Source organism: Lentzea sp. NPDC058436, assembly GCF_042721515.1.
Taxonomy (GTDB): domain Bacteria; phylum Actinomycetota; class Actinomycetes; order Mycobacteriales; family Pseudonocardiaceae; genus Lentzea.
In genome coordinates this window covers 594,193-609,760 of sequence record NZ_JBHXLF010000003.1, presented here as the reverse complement: position 1 = coordinate 609,760, position 15,568 = coordinate 594,193, and the positions used below count along the sequence as shown (strand labels likewise).

18 protein-coding genes are annotated in these 15,568 nt (G+C 70.0%); 3 read left to right on the top strand and 15 right to left on the bottom strand.

Annotated elements, in window-relative coordinates:
• Window positions 1-7: 7 nt before the first annotated feature.
• Window positions 8-475, top strand: coding sequence for a cupin domain-containing protein (locus ACFWN2_RS16680; RefSeq protein WP_382428358.1), 468 nt, complete (start codon window positions 8-10; stop codon window positions 473-475).
• A gap of 43 nt (window positions 476-518) precedes the next feature.
• Here ACFWN2_RS16680 and ACFWN2_RS16675 read toward each other — a convergent pair whose 3' ends face one another.
• Both ACFWN2_RS16675 and ACFWN2_RS16670 read right to left on the bottom strand, forming a co-directional pair.
• The gene (locus ACFWN2_RS16675; RefSeq protein ID WP_382428357.1) at window positions 519-713 is read right to left on the bottom strand and encodes a ferredoxin; all 195 of its coding nucleotides are present in this window, start codon (window positions 711-713) and stop codon (window positions 519-521) included.
• A complete protein-coding gene (locus ACFWN2_RS16670) occupies window positions 710-1,924 on the bottom strand; it encodes a cytochrome P450 (protein ID WP_382428356.1) in 1,215 nt (404 codons plus the stop codon). The genes ACFWN2_RS16675 and ACFWN2_RS16670 overlap by 4 nt, the downstream gene beginning before the upstream one ends.
• A gap of 119 nt (window positions 1,925-2,043) precedes the next feature.
• Here ACFWN2_RS16670 and ACFWN2_RS16665 point away from each other — a divergent pair, with 119 nt between their 5' ends.
• Window positions 2,044-2,637 (top strand): TetR family transcriptional regulator, encoded by a 594-nt coding sequence (locus ACFWN2_RS16665; RefSeq protein ID WP_382428355.1) that lies wholly within the window; start codon window positions 2,044-2,046, stop codon window positions 2,635-2,637.
• On the opposite strand, the gene ACFWN2_RS16660 is transcribed toward ACFWN2_RS16665, so the two are convergent.
• The 8 genes from ACFWN2_RS16660 to ACFWN2_RS16625 are packed head-to-tail and all read right to left on the bottom strand — an operon-like array spanning window position 2,634 to window position 9,813.
• Window positions 2,634-2,948 (bottom strand): hypothetical protein, encoded by a 315-nt coding sequence (locus tag ACFWN2_RS16660; protein ID WP_382428354.1) that lies wholly within the window; start codon window positions 2,946-2,948, stop codon window positions 2,634-2,636. The two genes, ACFWN2_RS16665 and ACFWN2_RS16660, sit on opposite strands and share 4 nt — an antisense overlap.
• A 43-nt stretch (window positions 2,949-2,991) precedes the next feature.
• Window positions 2,992-3,447: an SRPBCC family protein gene (locus tag ACFWN2_RS16655; protein WP_382428353.1), complete on the bottom strand. Its 456-nt coding sequence runs from the start codon at window positions 3,445-3,447 to the stop codon at window positions 2,992-2,994.
• The gene (locus ACFWN2_RS16650; protein ID WP_382428352.1) at window positions 3,444-4,223 is read right to left on the bottom strand and encodes an SDR family oxidoreductase; all 780 of its coding nucleotides are present in this window, start codon (window positions 4,221-4,223) and stop codon (window positions 3,444-3,446) included. Before ACFWN2_RS16650 ends, ACFWN2_RS16655 begins: the two co-directional genes overlap by 4 nt.
• Window positions 4,223-5,371, bottom strand: a complete 1,149-nt coding sequence (locus tag ACFWN2_RS16645; RefSeq protein WP_382428351.1) for a sulfotransferase — start codon at window positions 5,369-5,371, stop codon at window positions 4,223-4,225. Before ACFWN2_RS16645 ends, ACFWN2_RS16650 begins: the two co-directional genes overlap by 1 nt.
• Window positions 5,368-6,423, bottom strand: a complete 1,056-nt coding sequence (locus ACFWN2_RS16640) for a DUF1214 domain-containing protein (RefSeq protein WP_382428350.1) — start codon at window positions 6,421-6,423, stop codon at window positions 5,368-5,370. The genes ACFWN2_RS16645 and ACFWN2_RS16640 overlap by 4 nt, the downstream gene beginning before the upstream one ends.
• A gap of 59 nt (window positions 6,424-6,482) precedes the next feature.
• On the bottom strand, window positions 6,483-8,264 hold the full coding sequence (gene cysC / locus ACFWN2_RS16635; RefSeq protein ID WP_382428349.1) for an adenylyl-sulfate kinase: 1,782 nt from the start codon (window positions 8,262-8,264) through the stop codon (window positions 6,483-6,485).
• Window positions 8,264-9,181, bottom strand: a complete 918-nt coding sequence (cysD, locus tag ACFWN2_RS16630; RefSeq protein WP_382428739.1) for a sulfate adenylyltransferase subunit CysD — start codon at window positions 9,179-9,181, stop codon at window positions 8,264-8,266. The genes cysC and cysD overlap by 1 nt, the downstream gene beginning before the upstream one ends.
• Window positions 9,148-9,813 carry a 3'(2'),5'-bisphosphate nucleotidase CysQ gene (locus ACFWN2_RS16625; protein ID WP_382428348.1) on the bottom strand — a complete coding sequence of 222 codons (666 nt, stop codon included), beginning with the start codon at window positions 9,811-9,813 and terminating at the stop codon, window positions 9,148-9,150. The genes cysD and ACFWN2_RS16625 overlap by 34 nt, the downstream gene beginning before the upstream one ends.
• A 75-nt stretch (window positions 9,814-9,888) precedes the next feature.
• On the opposite strand from ACFWN2_RS16625, the gene ACFWN2_RS16620 reads away from it, so the two are divergent.
• Window positions 9,889-10,503 (top strand): TetR/AcrR family transcriptional regulator, encoded by a 615-nt coding sequence (locus ACFWN2_RS16620; RefSeq protein WP_382428347.1) that lies wholly within the window; start codon window positions 9,889-9,891, stop codon window positions 10,501-10,503.
• Here the strand turns inward: ACFWN2_RS16620 and ACFWN2_RS16615 are convergent.
• The 5 genes from ACFWN2_RS16615 to ACFWN2_RS16595 all read right to left on the bottom strand — a co-directional run bounded on the left by ACFWN2_RS16615 (window position 10,490) and on the right by ACFWN2_RS16595 (window position 15,460).
• Window positions 10,490-11,023, bottom strand: coding sequence for a hypothetical protein (locus tag ACFWN2_RS16615; protein WP_382428346.1), 534 nt, complete (start codon window positions 11,021-11,023; stop codon window positions 10,490-10,492). The two genes, ACFWN2_RS16620 and ACFWN2_RS16615, sit on opposite strands and share 14 nt — an antisense overlap.
• Before the next feature lie 28 nt (window positions 11,024-11,051).
• Window positions 11,052-12,047: a YeiH family protein gene (locus tag ACFWN2_RS16610; RefSeq protein ID WP_382428345.1), complete on the bottom strand. Its 996-nt coding sequence runs from the start codon at window positions 12,045-12,047 to the stop codon at window positions 11,052-11,054.
• A gap of 69 nt (window positions 12,048-12,116) precedes the next feature.
• Window positions 12,117-13,019, bottom strand: coding sequence for a LysR family transcriptional regulator (locus ACFWN2_RS16605; RefSeq protein WP_382428344.1), 903 nt, complete (start codon window positions 13,017-13,019; stop codon window positions 12,117-12,119).
• Window positions 13,020-13,035: 16 nt separating this feature from the next.
• Window positions 13,036-13,674 (bottom strand): hypothetical protein, encoded by a 639-nt coding sequence (locus ACFWN2_RS16600; RefSeq protein ID WP_382428343.1) that lies wholly within the window; start codon window positions 13,672-13,674, stop codon window positions 13,036-13,038.
• Between the two features lie 67 nt (window positions 13,675-13,741).
• On the bottom strand, window positions 13,742-15,460 hold the full coding sequence (locus ACFWN2_RS16595; RefSeq protein WP_382428342.1) for a S8 family serine peptidase: 1,719 nt from the start codon (window positions 15,458-15,460) through the stop codon (window positions 13,742-13,744).
• Between the last annotated feature and the right edge of the window lie 108 nt (window positions 15,461-15,568).

Genomic DNA, 15,568 nt, shown 5'->3' with positions numbered 1-15,568 from the left:
AGGGGACTTGTCGTATCCCGAAGAGGTCTACTTCGGACAGACCGGTGAGGTCAACGCGAACTACCGCCCCGCGAGCACCCCGCCGGACAAGGGCAGCGAGGGCGACGGCATCCACTACCTCGCGACCACCGAGACCACGAACGGCGAGTTCGGGCTGTACCGGGTGATGATGAAGCCGAAGGCGGGCGGCCCGGCGACGCACTTCCACCGGACGATCTCCGAGTCGTTCTTCGTCCTCAACGGCGTCGTGCGCCTCTACAACGGCGACAAGTGGATCGAGGCGGGGCAGGGCGACTTCCTGCACGTGCCGCAGGGCGGGTTGCACGCCTTCCGCAACGACTCCGACGCCCCGGCCGAGATGCTGCTGCTGTTCACGCCCGGTGCACCGCGCGAGGAGTACTTCGAGAAGCTCGGCGAGATCGCGAAGGACGACCTCACCGCGTTCCGGGTCAAACACGACTCGTACTTCGTCTGACCTGGGTAATGCCGGACCGGCGAACCGGTCCGGCACCGCAGGACTACTCCGAGACGGCGATCGCCGACGCCGGGCAGACGGCGGCCGCGTGCTTCACGTCCGCGAGGCGCTCGGACGGCGGGCTCGCGTCGAGCAGGTCCACCAGGCCGTCGTCGTCGCGCTGGTTGAACACGTCGTCCGCGGCCAGCACGCACTGCCCGGCTCCGACGCACTTCCCCTGGTCCACCACGATGTTCACGCCGACCTCCAGGTGACGGGCAGCTCCGCCACACCGCCGGTGAGCGTCGCGCGGACCTGCAGCTGGTCGAGCTCCTTGGCGAGCCGCATCTCCGGGAGGCGCTTGGCCAGCGCGGCGAACACGACGCGCAGCTCCGTGCGGGCCAGCGAGGCGCCGATGCAGAAGTGGGCGCCGTGGCCGAAGCCGAGGTGCGTCCTCTCCGGACGGTCGGGGTTGAACTCCTCGGCGTCGGAGTACACCGTCACGTCGCGGTTGGCGGCGTTGATCGAGAGCACCACGGCGTCACCGGCGTTGATCGTCACGCCCGCGATGTCGACGTCCTCCCGCGCGTACCGCAGCAGGCCGAGGTCACCGGGCGCGCCGAGGCGCATGACCTCCTCGACCACCGCGTCGACGCGCCCGTCCGGGTCGGCGACGAGGGCGTCCCAGCGCGAGCGTTCGGTGAGCAGGAACAGCACGCCGAGACCGATGCGGTTGACCGTGGTCTCGTGGCCCGCGAACAGCAGGCCGACGCAGAGCCGGACCATCTGCACGTAGTCGAACGCCGCGTCGTCGGCCTGGGCGCGCACGAGGTCGGAGATCACGTCCTCGCCGAGCGCGCCGCGCTTGCCCTCGACGAGCCCGACCATGTAGCCGAAGAACTCCTCGCGGGCCTTGTGGGCGTCCTCGCCGATCTCGGTGCCGGCCATGCGCTCGGACAGCGAGGCGAACTTCTCGTTGTCCTCCTGCGGCACGCCGAGCAGCCGGCAGATCATGGCCACGGGCAACGGGAACGCGAGCCCGTGGTGCAGGTCGACGACACCGGTCTGCTCGTGCTCGGCGATCAGCTGGTCGAGGCAGGCGTCGACCAGCTCCTCCATGTTGTCGCCCAGCATCCGCATCCGCTTGGCGGAGAACGCCGGCGTCAGCAGGCGGCGCATGCGCGTGTGGTCGGCCTCCTCGGTCGCGTACTCGCCGCTCGGGCCGTCCTGCACGGCCGAGGTCGAGATGCGGGACGCCTTCTCCGGTTCGGGGTGGGACCGGCCGAAGCGCTTGTCACCCAGCAGGAGGCGGACCTCCTCGTACCGGGTCACGAGCCAGGCGGGATCACCCGCCGGTGTCGTCACGGGCGCGATCGGCGCCTCGCGTCGCAACACCTCGTAGAGCGGAGCGAGTTCGAGGACGTTCGGCCTGGGCAGCGGCAGCGTCAGGCGCTCTGCGTCAATGCTCATGCACCGACCGTAGCGCTTAATGGCAGATGGTGCCAATAAATGTTCTCGGGCGGGTGACGTGCTTAAATCGCCCGATGACGGACGTTGCGACAGAAAAGCCTCGCCGCGGACGGCCACCGGTGAGCGACGAGCAGCGTCAGCGGCAGCGGCTCGACCTCTCGCGCCACGCGGTCAGGCTGTTCGCCGAGCAGGGCGTCGCCGCGACGTCGGGCGAGCAGATCGCGCAGGCCGCCGGCGTCTCCGAACGCACCTTCTGGCGCTACTTCCCGCAGAAGGAGAGCTGCGTCGAACCGCTGCTCACCAAGATGGTGGACGCGTTCTGCGCGGTCGTGCGGGCCTGGCCGCGCGAGGTCGAGCTCATCGACCACCTGCGCGAGGCCTACAGCCCGTTGCTGGACGCGGCGTCCGACGAGGACATCGAGGCGGTCCTCTCGGTCGTCCGGCTGACCCAGGGCGAACGGGCGTTGCGCGCCGCCTACCTGATGCTGCGCGAACGGGCCGAGGACGCGCTGGCCGAGGTGCTCGCCGAACGCACCTCCATGCCCCTGGACGCCATCGAGGTGCGCGTGCAGGCCGCGGCCATGAGCGCGGTGCTCAAGGTCGCCACCGACGACGTCGCCCGCGCGGCGGCCGGTGGCGTCACGAGGGAGACGCTGGAGGGCCACCGCGAGCAGATCGCGGCGGCCCTGCGCGGGCTCTCGCTGATGCTCTAGAGGTTCAGGTTGGACAGGGCCACCACGAACGTCACGATCAGCGCGATCACGACGAACACGCCGACGACGCCCGCGAGCAGCAGGCCCGTGCCGGCGGAACGCCACGGGGCGGGCGCCGCCATCTTCACCACGCCGCCCGCGACCGCCGAGCCGAGGGCGATCCAGATGAACGAGTAGGCGTACTCGCCGCCCTGCCAGCCGAAGGACTCCATGGCCCCGGTCTGGAAGGCGACGACGGTCAGCACGAGCAGGACGGCGGTGATGGCGAACCCGGCCAGTGCGGCGAGGCGGCCACGGTCGATTTCGGTCACACGTCGAGGGTGCCGCCCCTGGCCCGGGACGGCATCGGTGGAACTACTCAGCGCGGACCAGTGTGGCGACCCGTTCCTGCAACGCGTGCGCCACCGAGTTGAAACCGTTCCGCACGTACGCGCCCTGAGCGGCGAAGACCGCGTCGGCGTACTTGCCGGTGAACGTCTCGAACGTCCGGTAGCTGCACCGGTCCGCGGACAGCGGCGTGATCACCTGGTCGCGCGTGCCGAGCAGGCCGGGGAACGTGTCCCCGGTGTCGTAGCGCAGCAGCCGGGGAGGCTCGACCGCGCGGACGTACTCGCGGCTGACGAACGTGCCCTCGGTACCGTCCGGGCGCGGCAGCGTCAGGTCGATCGGCGAGCCCACGGCCAGGGTCGTGGACACCGCCAGCGTGTAGGGATTCCACTGTGGATAGTTCGGGTAGTCGAGCAGCACGTCCCACACGAACGCGGCGGGCGCGTCGATCTCGACGGTCACGGACTCGATGAGGTGGCTCATGCCGGCATGTACTCCCCGCCGTTGACGTCCAGCACGGCTCCGGTGACCTCGGAAGCGTGGCGGGACAACAGGAAGAGCACGGCGCCCGCGCAGGCGTCGTCGGTAGGGATGCGACCGAGCGGGTTGCGGGCGGCGATCTCGTCGTAGACGTCCTGCTCCGAGATGCCGCGCGCCTCGGCGGTGAACTTGAGGTAGAAGCGCACACCCGGTCCGTCGAGCCAGCCCATCACGGCCTGGTTGGCGCGGATGCCGTGTTCCCCGAGTTCCAGCGCCAGGAACTGGGTCGCGGTCGCCATCGCGGCCTTCGCCACGGCGTAGCCGCCTTCGCCGCGCATCGGTTTGCGGGTGGTCATGGTGCCCACGTTGACGATCGAGCCCCGTCCGGCGGCCTTCATGTGCGGCACGACCGCGCGCGTCACGTTCAGCGCGCCGAAGAGGATGATGTCGATCGAGCGGCGGATCGCCTTCTCCGGCGTGTCCAGCAGGTCGAACCAGCCGGGGTGGCCGAAGGCCGAGTTCACCAGGCCGGTGACGGCGCCGAAGCGCGAGACGGCCGTCTCGACCAGGTGCGCCACCTCGTCGGGGCGGCGGACGTCGCACTGCACGCTGACCGCTTCGCCTCCAGCCGCGGTGATGTCCTTCTCCGCCTGCTTCATGACGTCGGCCGAGCGGGCGGCCATGACGACCTTGGCGCCCTCGGCGGCGGCACGGACGGCCAGCTTCGAGCCCAGGCCGGGGCCGACGCCGGTGATCAGCACGACCTCGTCTTGCAGCATCACAGGTAGACCTCCGAGTAGAAGGCGAAGTCGCGGCGCAGCTGGTCTTCGGAGAGCCCGAAGTCCTCTGGCGCGTAGGAGTGCGAGCCGTGCCGTTCGGTGCGGTTCTGCTCCAGGTAGGCCTCGAACGCGGCGTCGTCGGCCGGTCCTGGCGGGAGGCCCAGTGCGTTCAGGACCTCGCGCGCGACCTCCAGCGGCTTGCTGACGGTGTCGGCGAACCGCACGTCCACGAAGCGGTCCGGGCGGGCCGAGCGGGCCGCGGCGAAGCCTTCCAGGGTCCTCGTGAACCTGCGCGACCAGTACCGTCCGATGTGGACCGGATCGGCGCTGTCGCTGTACTGCGAGGACATCGCGCGCACCATCGACGCGTAGGACGGTACGGCGTTGACCGGGGAGCGGTGCGTCATCACGATCCTGCAGTCCGGGAACTCGTCCAGCACCGTGTCGACGGCGGTCAGGTGGTGTGGCGACTTGAGCACCCACGGCAGGGAGCGGGAGGTGTTCTGCCACTGCAACACCTGCAGCCACTCGCGCAGTTCGCGGTAGGCGGGGCGCTGGTCGGCGGACCGCAGCCAGTCGCCGTACGCGGGTACCCAGTAGAACGAGTCGAAGCTCATCGACACGAACGTGCGGTCCAGCAGGATCACGTCCTCCTCCGGCCCGTCCCACACCACGGTGTGCAGGTCGCCGAAGTCGGGGGAGAGCTGCGAGAACACCTGCATGCGTTCCCGTGCGCGGGCTTTGCGCTGCTCGGCGTCGGGGCTCTCGCCGGGGAACGGCAGCGGGTAGGCGACCTCCCACGACAGCGTGGACGTCACCTGAGGTGAGGCGGACAGAAGCCGGTGCAGCAGCGTCGATCCGGTGCGCGGCAGGCCGCAGATCTCCGCGGCCACGCGGACTTCCACGTCCAGCACCTCGGGGTTCGAGCGCTGCAACGCGCGCAACCGCAGCCGGTCGGACAGCAGCGCGGTGAGGCGGTGCCTGGTCAGCTCGAAACCCAGCGGGGACAACGCGGCCTCGGTGTTGAGGCTGTGCACGAGCACGTCCAGCGGCTCGCGGAACCAGTCGTCGCCGAAGTCCGCGAGCCCGGTCTTCGCTGAGGCCTTCTCCAGCAGCTCCGGCACGTTCAGCTCGGCCGTGACGGTCATCGAACCTCCTCCAGCGGCACCACGCGGCACTTCGGGACGGGGTGCTCGGACGCGCCGAGCCAGCGCAGCAACGCGGTGCCGGACGTGTGGCCGCAGGTGTCGATCCAGTTGCCCACGCCCGGATCCTCGGCGGCCACCACGATCGTCAGCCGGCCGTTCGCGAGCGACGCCGTGTGCTTGTTGACGGTGATCCGGCGACGGTGGTCGAGCGACTCCATCCACCAGTTGTCGAGCTGGAAGTTCCAGTACGGGCAGTCCGGCACGTCGGTCTCGATCACCCACGCCTCACCGGGTTTCAGCACCCAGTACCCGTGCAGGTAGAAGATCTCGGGATCGCCGCCAGCCCGCTGGAACATCGCCTGGCCGAAGTCGGGCAGTTCGTTGGGGCGCGCCATGAACGTGCGGGTCCAGTGCGCGAACGTCGCCGCGGTGCCGTGCACCGACAAAGCCGCCCGCTGCAACGCCTTCGCCAGGAACTCGGGCGTCAGTGCGGCGGGTTCGGCGGGCCCACCGATCTGTTCGATCTGCCACTGACCGGGGACCTCGGTGGTGCGGTCGAGGTAGGTCTGGCGCACCACCAGACCGGTGGAGTCCGGCGCGAGCGGGAGCCAGTTGCCGGCCTGTTCGGTGGCGCTCGCGATGATCTCCACCGTGCCGTCCGGCGCGATCGTGAGGTCGGCGTCGGACAGCTCGCCTGTCGACGCCATCGTGCCGTCCTTGGCGTACCGGTTGGCCTTGGAGCCGATGCTGAAGTACGCGATGGTGCCGCGGGTCCCGGTGATCCGGTACGTGCGGTCGCCGCGGACGTTCGCGGACAGGTAGACGTTGTCCGGGTTGTCCGCGCCGATCTTCACGAGGTCGAGCTCGTGGAAGCGCGGGAAGTCCGGATCGGCGTTGTCCAGGCAGGAGTAGAGCATCTCGCGCGTCAGCCGGGCGAGGTACCGGTAGCCCTCCGCGCGGTCCAGCGGGGTGTCCGGCGCCCCGTCGGAGAGCACGACGTCACCGGCCTTCTCCAGCGCCCGGCAGAACTGCGACCACGCCTCGTCCGGCACAGGATGCCTCCCGAAGTTAGAACGTGTTCTAGCTGAACCTACACGATTTTGGACAACGTTCAACAGGCGCCGAGCGTGCGAAGCCGCGCCACCACGGCGTCGGCCGCGGCCTGCGGGCTCAGCATCGTCGTGTCGAGCCGCACCTCGGGTTGCAGCGGCGGTTCGTAGGGGGAGTCGATGCCGGTGAAGTTCGCCAGCTCACCCCTGCGCGCCTTGCGGTACAGGCCTTTCGGGTCGCGTTGCTCGGCGACTTCGAGCGGGGTGTCGACGAAGACCTCGCAGAACTCGTTCTCGTCGACCAGCTCCCGTGCGAGCGCCCGCTCGGCCCGGAACGGCGAGATGAACGAGACGAGCACGACCAGTCCCGCGTCGACCATCAGCGCGGCGACCTCGGCGATGCGCCGGATGTTCTCGACCCGGTCGGCGTCGGTGAACCCGAGGTCGGAGTTGAGCCCGTGCCGGACGTTGTCGCCGTCGAGCAGGAACGTGTGCCTGCCCTCGGCGTGCAGCGTCCTCTCGACCAGGTCCGCGATCGTGGACTTGCCCGCGCCGGACAGCCCGGTCAGCCACACGACGCACGGCCGGTGCCCGTTGCGCGCGATCCGCGCCCGCTTGTCGACGGTGAGCGCCTGCCAGCGCACGTTCACCGGGCTCAGCGCGAAGTCGATCATCCCGGCGCCGACCGTGGCGTTCGACAGCCGGTCGAGCACGATGAACGACCCGAGATCGCGGTTGGCGCGGTAGCCCTCGAACGGCACGGGTGCGTCGAAGTGCACGGTGTCGACGCCGATCTCGTTGAGCCCCAACGCCTTGGTCGCGGTGAACCCGACCGTGCGCGCGCCGATCTTGGCCAGGTACTGCCGGCCGGGCAGCAGTCCTGTCTCGTGCAGCCAGACCAGCCTCGCCTGGAACGAGTCGGCCGCGCCGGGCGGGTCCCCGGCCGCGCCCAGCACGTCACCGCGGCTCGCGTCCACGTCGTCCGCCAGCACGACGGTGACCGACGACCCGGTCGGCGCCTCCTCCAGATCGCCGTCCATCGTGACGATCCGCGCCACGGTGGTGGTCCCGCCACCCGGAACGAGACGGACCGTCTCGTCTCGTTTCAGCGTCCCGTCCAGCACGCGCCCCGACAGCCCCCGGAACGTCGCGTCCGGCCTGTTCACCCACTGCACGAGAAAACGAGACGGACCGTCTCGTCTCGTTGGAGGTGCCACCGTCTCCAGCCACCGCAGCAGGGTCGGGCCGTCGTACCAGGGGGTCAGATCGCTGCGCCCGACCACGTTGACGCCCTCGGTCGCCGACATCGGCACGCAGGTGATCCCGTCGAGGTCCAGCCCCGCCGAGAACTCCAGGAACTCGGCCCTGACCTGCTCGAACGCGTCCTGCGAGTACCCCAGCAGGTCGAGCTTGTTCACCGCCACGGCCACGTGCCGGATGCCCAGCAACGACACGATGCGCGCGTGCCGGCGCGTCTGGCTGAGCACGCCCTTGCGCGCGTCGAGCAGCAGCACAGCCGCATCGGCCGTGGAAGCGCCGGTGACCATGTTGCGCGTGTACTGCTCGTGTCCCGGGGTGTCCGCGACGATGAACCGCCGCGCCTCCGTGGCGAAGAACCGGTAGGCGACGTCGATCGTGATGCCCTGCTCGCGTTCCGCCGCCAGACCGTCCACGAGAAGCGCGAAGTCCAGGTCGCCGCCGCGCGTGCCGACCCGCCGTGAGTCGGCCTCCAGCGCCGCGAGGTGGTCGGCGTACAGCAGTTTCGACTCGTAGAGCAGGCGCCCGATCAGCGTGCTCTTGCCGTCGTCGACGCTGCCGCAGGTGATGAACCGCAGAAGCTCCATCAGAAGTAGCCCTCCCGCTTCTTGCGCTCCATCGACCCGCTCCGGTCGTGGTCGATCACCCGGCCCTGCCGCTCCGACGTCGTCGCGGCGCGCATCTCCTCGACGATCTCCGCGACCGTGCGGGCCTCGCTGCGCACCGCGCCGGTCAGCGGGTAGCAGCCGAGCGTGCGGAACCGGACCAGCTCGTGGCGCGGTTCGGAGTGCAACGGCATCCGGTCGTCGTCGACCATGATCAGCGCGCCGTCGCGGTCGACCACCGGGCGCGAGGCCGCGAAGTACAGCGGCACCACGGGAATCCGCTCGCGTTCGACGTAGCGCCACACGTCGAGCTCGGTCCAGTTCGACAGCGGGAACACCCTGATGCTCTCGCCGGGCGCGACCCGCGTGTTGTAGAGCCGCCACAGTTCGGGGCGCTGGTTCTTCGGGTCCCACTGGTGCTGCGCGGTGCGGAACGAGAACACCCTTTCCTTGGCGCGTGAAGCTTCCTCGTCCCGTCGTGCGCCGCCGAACGCGACATCGAAGCGGTGCTCGTCCAGCGCCTGCCGCAGACCCTGCGTCTTCCACAGGTCGGTGTGCACGGCGGAACCGTGGTCGAACGGGTTGATGCCCGCCGCGACGCAGTCCGGGTTGCGGTGCACGATCAGTTCCAGGCCGAGGGAGGCGACCGTGGAGTCCCGGAACGCGATCATCTCCCGGAACTTCCACGTGGTGTCCACGTGCAGCAGCGGGAACGGCGGCTTCGACGGGTGGAAGGCCTTGCGCGCCAGGTGGAGCAGCACCGAGCTGTCCTTGCCGATCGAGTACAGCAGCACCGGCCGTTCGCTCTCCGCCACGGCCTCGCGGAAGATGTCGATGCTGTCGGCTTCCAGCTGGTCGAGGTGGTTCACACGAGCACCCCCGCGAGTTCGGGACGGCAGATCAGCAGGTCGGGCAGCCACGGGTCGGGCTGGTTGTAGACGAGCGGCCGTCCGTCGACACGCGAGGCGTGCAGCCCGGCCCGCCGGGCGACGTAGACGGGTGCGGCCGAGTCCCACTCGTACATGCCGCCCTCGTGCAGGTACGCGTCGGCGTCGCCGCGCACCACGGCCATCGTCTTCGCGCCCGCGCTGCCCATCGGCACCAGCACGCCGCCCAGCGCCTCGGCGACCCGCTGCGCGAACGCGGGCGGTCGCGTGCGGCTGACGACGATCCGGACCCGGCGGTGCGAGGTCCGCGGGGTGGCGAGCAACGCGGGCACCGCGACCGCTCCCGCGACGAGGTCGCCGCGTTCCCACAGCGCCACGTGCACGGCCCAGTCGGTGCGGCCTGGTTCGGCGTACTCGCGGCTGCCGTCCAGCGGGTCGATGATCCACACCCGGTCGGCGGTGAGCCTGCGCGGGTCGTCCGGTGCCTCCTCGGACAGCACCGCGTCGTCCGGGCGGTGCTCTTCCAGCTGTGCCGCGAGGAAGAGCTGCGCGACGTGGTCACCGTCGCCCGGTCTCACGCTGACCAGCAACCGGCCGGTCTCGACGGCCAGTCTCCTGGCCAGCTCCCCATCGGTCTCCGCCATGCACCCGAGGGTAGCGAGCAAAACGAACAACGTTCAATATGCGTTCTGAACGTTGTTCAAGTTAGGCTGAACGGCGTGAGCACCGAGCAGACGGCCTGGGGAGACGCCGAAGGCAGGCGGCGCGACATCCTGGCGTCCGCCGAGCTGATCCTCGACGGGCAGGGCTACGCGGGCCTGACCATGCGCGCGATCGCGGTCGGCGCCGGCGTCAGCTCCGGCACCGTCTACCAGTACTTCTCCGGCAAGGAGGACGTCTTCGCGGCGTTGATGGAACGCCGCCTGGACGAGCTGCAACGCACCCTCGCGTCCGTCGACCGCGGCCTCGGGATCTCGGGTGTGCTCAGGGAGATCGAGCCGCAGATAACCGAGTTCTGGCGGCGGTTCGGGCGGTCGGCCGCGCAGTGGGAGGCCAAGGTGCTCTCCGGTGGCCGGCGGGGCAAGGAGGTCACGAGCTCGGCCCAGGACTACCGCAAGACGCTCAAGGCCCTCGCCAAGGCGTTGAAGGAGACGGCCGAGGCGAGTGGGCAGGAGCTGATCGACGATCCCGCGCTGCCGCACTGGGTCTGGGACTCGTTGATCGGCCTCGCGGACGACCTCCTGCTGCAGGGCGCGCGGATCAACCGGGTCAGGCCGGCTCAGCTGGTCGCGTTCGCCACCGGTGCGATCGAGCGGGGGATCATCGCCCGCTGACGGGCTGGTCGTAGCGGCGCCGGATGCTCGTGCCGAGGATGCTGACGTCGGCCCCGTAGACGTGGATCGAGATCGCGACGGAGCTGGAGTTGTTGCACACCTTGTGGATGTCGCCCGGCGGCACGAGGTAGGCCGCCACGCCCTCCGGGGTCTTGTTGACGCGCAACGGGATCAGCCGATCGCCGCGCAGCCGGTAGGTGGTTTCCTCCTCCTCGCCGACGTAGGTGCCGACGACGCACCACGACACGTGGTCGTGGATGCACGTTTCCTGGCCTGGTAACCAGACCAGCGCGACGACGGAGAAGCTGCCGTCCGGTTCGACGTGCAGGACGTGCTGGCGGTACGCGTCCGGGTCGGGTTCGCGCTGCGCCGCGCTCAGCAGGAACGGGTCGGTGAGGTGACCTTCCAGCGTGCGGGACACCCGTGCGGCAACGGTTCGGTCGTCACCACCGCCCTGGACCGCGCCCCGGAGCGAGCCCACCAGAAGCGTGGCCGTGGGGGAGAGCAGGCTGTGCGTCATGAGCGGGTCCTCCTTCGGGAAGGGGAGATCAGCCGATCAACACCGTGCCCGTGAGCACCAGCACGACGATCACCGTGGTCGAGAGCAGGCCCAGCAGCAGCACGGCAGGGCCGGAGCGGATCAGGGAGCGCAGGCGCACCGCCGTGCCGAGGGCGAACATGCCCGCCGCCAGCAGCACGTTGTCGACGAACGTCGCCGCCGACAGCACGGCGTCGGGCAGCAGACCGGTCGCCCGGATCGCCGCCATGGCGAGGAAACCGAGCACGAACAACGGCACGATCGGCGGACGCTGGCCCGAGGTCGGGTACTTGAGACGTTCGGCGAAGCTCACGGCGGCGAGCATCGGCGCGAGCAGCACGACCCGCGTCAGCTTCACCGCGACGGCGATGGCCAGTGCGCCGCTCACCGGTCCGGCGGCGGCCACGACCTGCGCGACCTCGTGCACGCTGCCGCCCGCCCACACCCCGTACTGCGAGGACGTGAGGCCGGTCAGGGGGAAGAGCGCGGGCAGGCCGAACATCGCGACGGTGCCGAAGAGCGTGACCAGGCCGAGCGCTTTCGCCACGTCCTCCTCGTCCTGCTGCCGCACGCTGTTCATCGCGGCCACCGCGGAGGCGCCGCAGATCGAGAACCCGGTCGCGATCAGCAACGATAGGCCCTCGCTCACCCCGAGCACCCGCCCGAGCCACCGCGTCACGACGAACGTCACGACCACGGCGACGACCGCGAGGACCAGGATCTCGTAGCCGAGCTTCAGCACGTCCTGGAAGACCAGCTTCAGGCCGAGCAACACCACGCCGAGCCGCAGCAGACGCCGTCCGGCGACCTTCATGCCCGGAGTGACCGACTGCGGTAGAGTCACGACGTTGGCGACGACCGCGCCGAGCAGCACGGCGACCGTGAGCGCGCTGACCGAGGGGAAGAGCCAGGACACGACCATCGCGACCGCGACACCGGCTGCGACCAGGGCGAGGCCGGGCAGGACCGAGTCTGCCGTGCGCGGAGTCGTCCTGACGATGCCCATGCCACCCACGATGGCGAGCACGGGCTATGCGCAGTAGATGGCCATTTGTTGGGGGCCTATAAGGCGCGCTTATGCCCGCGCCGACGCGGAGATCAGCGCGTCCACCGTGGCGCGCATGATCGGCAGCTTGATGAGGTCCGGCCACGTGTACAGCGCGGTCAGCCGTTGCGCCGCCGACTCCACCTCCACAGCCACCAGACCGGGGTGCTGCAGGAACGACAGCAGCAGCCTCGGCACCAGCGCGACGCCCAGACCTGCGGTGACGAGGCTCTGAATGGCCAGGTTGTCGTCGGTCGAGCAGGTGATGTCCGGGACGAACCCCGCCTTGTCGCACGCCTGGTGCAACGCGCGCTGGCACCGCACGCAACCGGCGATCCAGCGTTCCTCCGCCGCCTCGGTCAACGACACCCGCTCCCGTCCGGCGAGCCGATGACCCGCGGGCACGAGCAACGCGAGCGGCTCTCGCAGCAACGGCACGCTCAGCATGCCGTTGACGGTGGCCTCGTCCTGCGGTTCGTCGAGGTAGCTGAAGCTCAGCACCAGGTCGACCTCACCGCGCCGGAGCAGCGCGAACGAGTCCGGCGGCTCCTCCTCGACCAGTTCGAGCCGCAACGCAGGCCGTTCCTCGGCCAGGATCGCCGCCGCCGCGGGCACCAGCGAGACGTTGGCGCTGGGGAACGCGCAGATCCGGATCGTGCCGATGTCGTGCGTCGCTATCGCGCTGACCTGCTGGTGCGTCGTCGCCAGCCGGTCCAGCAGGTCCGACCCGCGTTCCGCCAGGATCCGGCCGGCCTCCGTGAGGTGCAGCCCCCGGCCCGTCCGCACGAACAGCGGCCCGCCGACCTGCCGTTCCAGCGCGCGCATCTGCTGGCTGACGGCGGGCTGCGTGCAGTGCAGCAGCCGTGCGGCGGCGCTGAACGATCCGGTCCTGGCCACCGTCGCGAAGACCTCTAGCTGGCGGGTGTCGAACATCCCCGCAGCGTAAGGCTCACTTCCCGGACAGCAGCGAGTCGAGCGTGCCGCCGTTGCTCTCGCAGTGCCGCCGGGTCGTCTCGAGCGTCGTCGGCTTCTCCGCCTCGTCGGCCATGCCCACCTGCGCGAAGATCCGCCGGAGCAGCTCGATCTGCTCGTCCAGACCGGCCCGCAGAAAGTCGCTGCAACTCGACCGGACGGTCAGCCCGCTGTCCGGCGACGAGCCGTCCGCGGGTCCCAGGACGAAGAGCAGGGCGATGATGATCGCGAGCCCGAACCCGACGACCGCGCCGTTGTTGGAGCTCTTGCGCGGCGCCAGCCAGGCCTCCGCCTCCTCCACGAACGGCTCGGCGGGGGAGAGGTCGGTGTCGATCCAGAACTCGAGGCTGTCACCGCCGGTCACGTCGAACTGGACGTGACCGGCGGCCAGCATGATGCGGACCACCTGCTCCCGGTCGTACGACCCGGCCCAGAACGGCTCTGGCCGCACGAACAGGAGGCGGTCCGGCAGCAGGAACACGACGTCGCGCTCACCGCGGGCGAGGCGTTCGGTCTGGCCGGGGCCGAGGATGGCGCCCGCGAGCCGTGCCGTCACGAGGGCGTGTTCGTGCTCGTCGAGGGCCTCGGCGGCCGACGACCACAGATCGGGTTCCACGTCACTGCTATCGCTGCGGGTGGGGACCAGAGTTAGCCGTGGCGGCCGAGGTTCCTCCGAATGCTTTTCAGAAGGTGAGCTTCCAGGAGTTGATGTAGCCGGTGTCCTGCCGCGCGACGTCCTGGACCTGCAGCTTCCACGTGCCGTTCGCGACCTCGCTGGACGCGTTGACCGTGTAGGTCGCCACGACGTTGTCGGCGGAGTCGTTGTTGGAGGCCTTCAGCCGGTACGCCGTGCCGTCCGGGGCGATCAGGTCGACGACCAGGTCACCGCGGTAGGTGTGCACGATGTTGACGTCGACCTTCAACGTCGCCGGGGCGTTGCCGGAGACGCCGGTGACCGCGATGGAGCTGGTCACGGCCGCGCCCGCGTCCGGGATGGCCACGTCGGTGGTGTTCTCGAACGCGCCGCCGCCGGGAGGCGTGCCGGTGTCGACCGCGGCGAACGCGTCGACGCGTCCCTCACCGAAGAAGTTGTTCTTCGCCGACGTACCGCTGCACCGGCTGTCGGTGCAGCCCAGGTCGTCCGCCTGGTTCGCGAGCAGCGCGCGCAGCTGCGCCGGGGTGGCGGTGGGGTTGGTCGACTTGAGCAGCGCGGCGACGCCCGCGACGTGCGGGGAGGCCATCGAGGTGCCGGACATGGTGGTGTAGCGGCCGCCGGGGATCGTCGAGTAGACGCTGTCGCCGGGCGCCGCGACGTGGATCTTGTCGGTGCCGAAGTTCGAGAACGACGACTTGGTGTTGCTGGAGTTGATCGACGCCACGCTCACCACGCCGGAGACCTCGGTCGGCACGCTCAGGCAGGCGTTGGTGACGGTGCGGCTCGACGGGGTCGAGTCGTTGGGGCTGCTGCTGTCGCTCGACTTGTTCGCGAGGTTGTAGTTCTCGTTGCCCGCCGCGGCGACGTTGAGCACGCCCTTGCCCTCGGCGTAGGCCACCGCGCGCTTCACACCTTCGAGGATCGCGTCCTGGTCGGCGTTGTCCGGGCAGTTGAACAGCCACGGGTCCGTGTAGTAGCTGTTGTTGGTCACCTCGAAGCCGCGGTCACCGGAGAAGACCATGGCGCAGATGGTGTTCTCGGGGAAGAACAGCCCGCTCGGCTTCTCGGCGATGCGCACCGACGCGACCTTCACGCCGGGAGCGACACCGACCATGCCACGGCCGTTCTTGGCGGCCGCGATGGTGCCCGCGACGTGCGTGCCGTGCGAGCCCGTGTCACGCCACGAACCAGTGCGCGTGTCGAGTTTGCCGTAGGCGCAGGAGGCGGAGTTGGCGGAGTCGAAGTTCGGCGCGAGATCCGCGTGCTGGTCGTCGACACCCGTGTCGAGCACACCGACCGTGACGCTGGACGACCCGGTGTTGACCGCCCACGCTCTGTCGGCGCCGATCTGGCTCATGTCCGTGCGCACCGGCTCACCGGTCGCCGGAGTGGCCTGCGACGGCGAGGTGGGCACCGGCGGGTTCGCCGCCTCGGCGGGAACGTCGCTCGTGCGGGTCGCGCCGACCTTCTGCACACCGGTGACGGTGCGCATCCTGGTGGCGAAGTCCGCCGCGCCCGAGTGCGCGACGACGACACCGATGGCGTCGTAGCTCGACCACACCGTCCCGCCGTTGCTGCTCACGGCCGTCTTGGCACCGGCGGTGTCGCCGGGCGCCGTGATGACCAGATAACTACGCGTACCTGCGGCGGGCGCGGCGGCGGCAGGGATGGCCGCCGCCAGCACACCGGCGCCCACGGCCGCGGCGATGACCGCGGCGCGCAGGCGTGATCGTGAACCCAGGAACACGATTCCTCCAACTCCTAAGCGGGCGTCGCCCGCGCACGTCGCGCGGGTGCAGGGGCCCGTCAGAGTCATTAGAGGAGGTCAGGCGGGAATCGGGACGCCCGGTTCCAG

Bases quoted from the DNA above. Each gene is read 5' to 3' on its own strand.
- ACFWN2_RS16655 (WP_382428353.1), bottom strand. From the start codon at position 3,447: ATGAGCCACCTCATCGAGTCCGTGACCGTCGAGATCGACGCGCCCGCC.
- ACFWN2_RS16610 (WP_382428345.1), bottom strand. From the start codon at position 12,047: ATGGGCATCGTCAGGACGACTCCGCGCACGGCAGACTCGGTCCTGCCC.
- ACFWN2_RS16670 (WP_382428356.1), bottom strand. From the start codon at position 1,924: ATGAGCATTGACGCAGAGCGCCTGACGCTGCCGCTGCCCAGGCCGAAC.
- ACFWN2_RS16605 (WP_382428344.1), bottom strand. From the start codon at position 13,019: ATGTTCGACACCCGCCAGCTAGAGGTCTTCGCGACGGTGGCCAGGACC.
- ACFWN2_RS16650 (WP_382428352.1), bottom strand. From the start codon at position 4,223: ATGCTGCAAGACGAGGTCGTGCTGATCACCGGCGTCGGCCCCGGCCTG.
- cysC (WP_382428349.1), bottom strand. From the start codon at position 8,264: ATGGAGCTTCTGCGGTTCATCACCTGCGGCAGCGTCGACGACGGCAAG.
- ACFWN2_RS16625 (WP_382428348.1), bottom strand. From the start codon at position 9,813: ATGGCGGAGACCGATGGGGAGCTGGCCAGGAGACTGGCCGTCGAGACC.
- ACFWN2_RS16615 (WP_382428346.1), bottom strand. From the start codon at position 11,023: ATGACGCACAGCCTGCTCTCCCCCACGGCCACGCTTCTGGTGGGCTCG.
- ACFWN2_RS16645 (WP_382428351.1), bottom strand. From the start codon at position 5,371: ATGACCGTCACGGCCGAGCTGAACGTGCCGGAGCTGCTGGAGAAGGCC.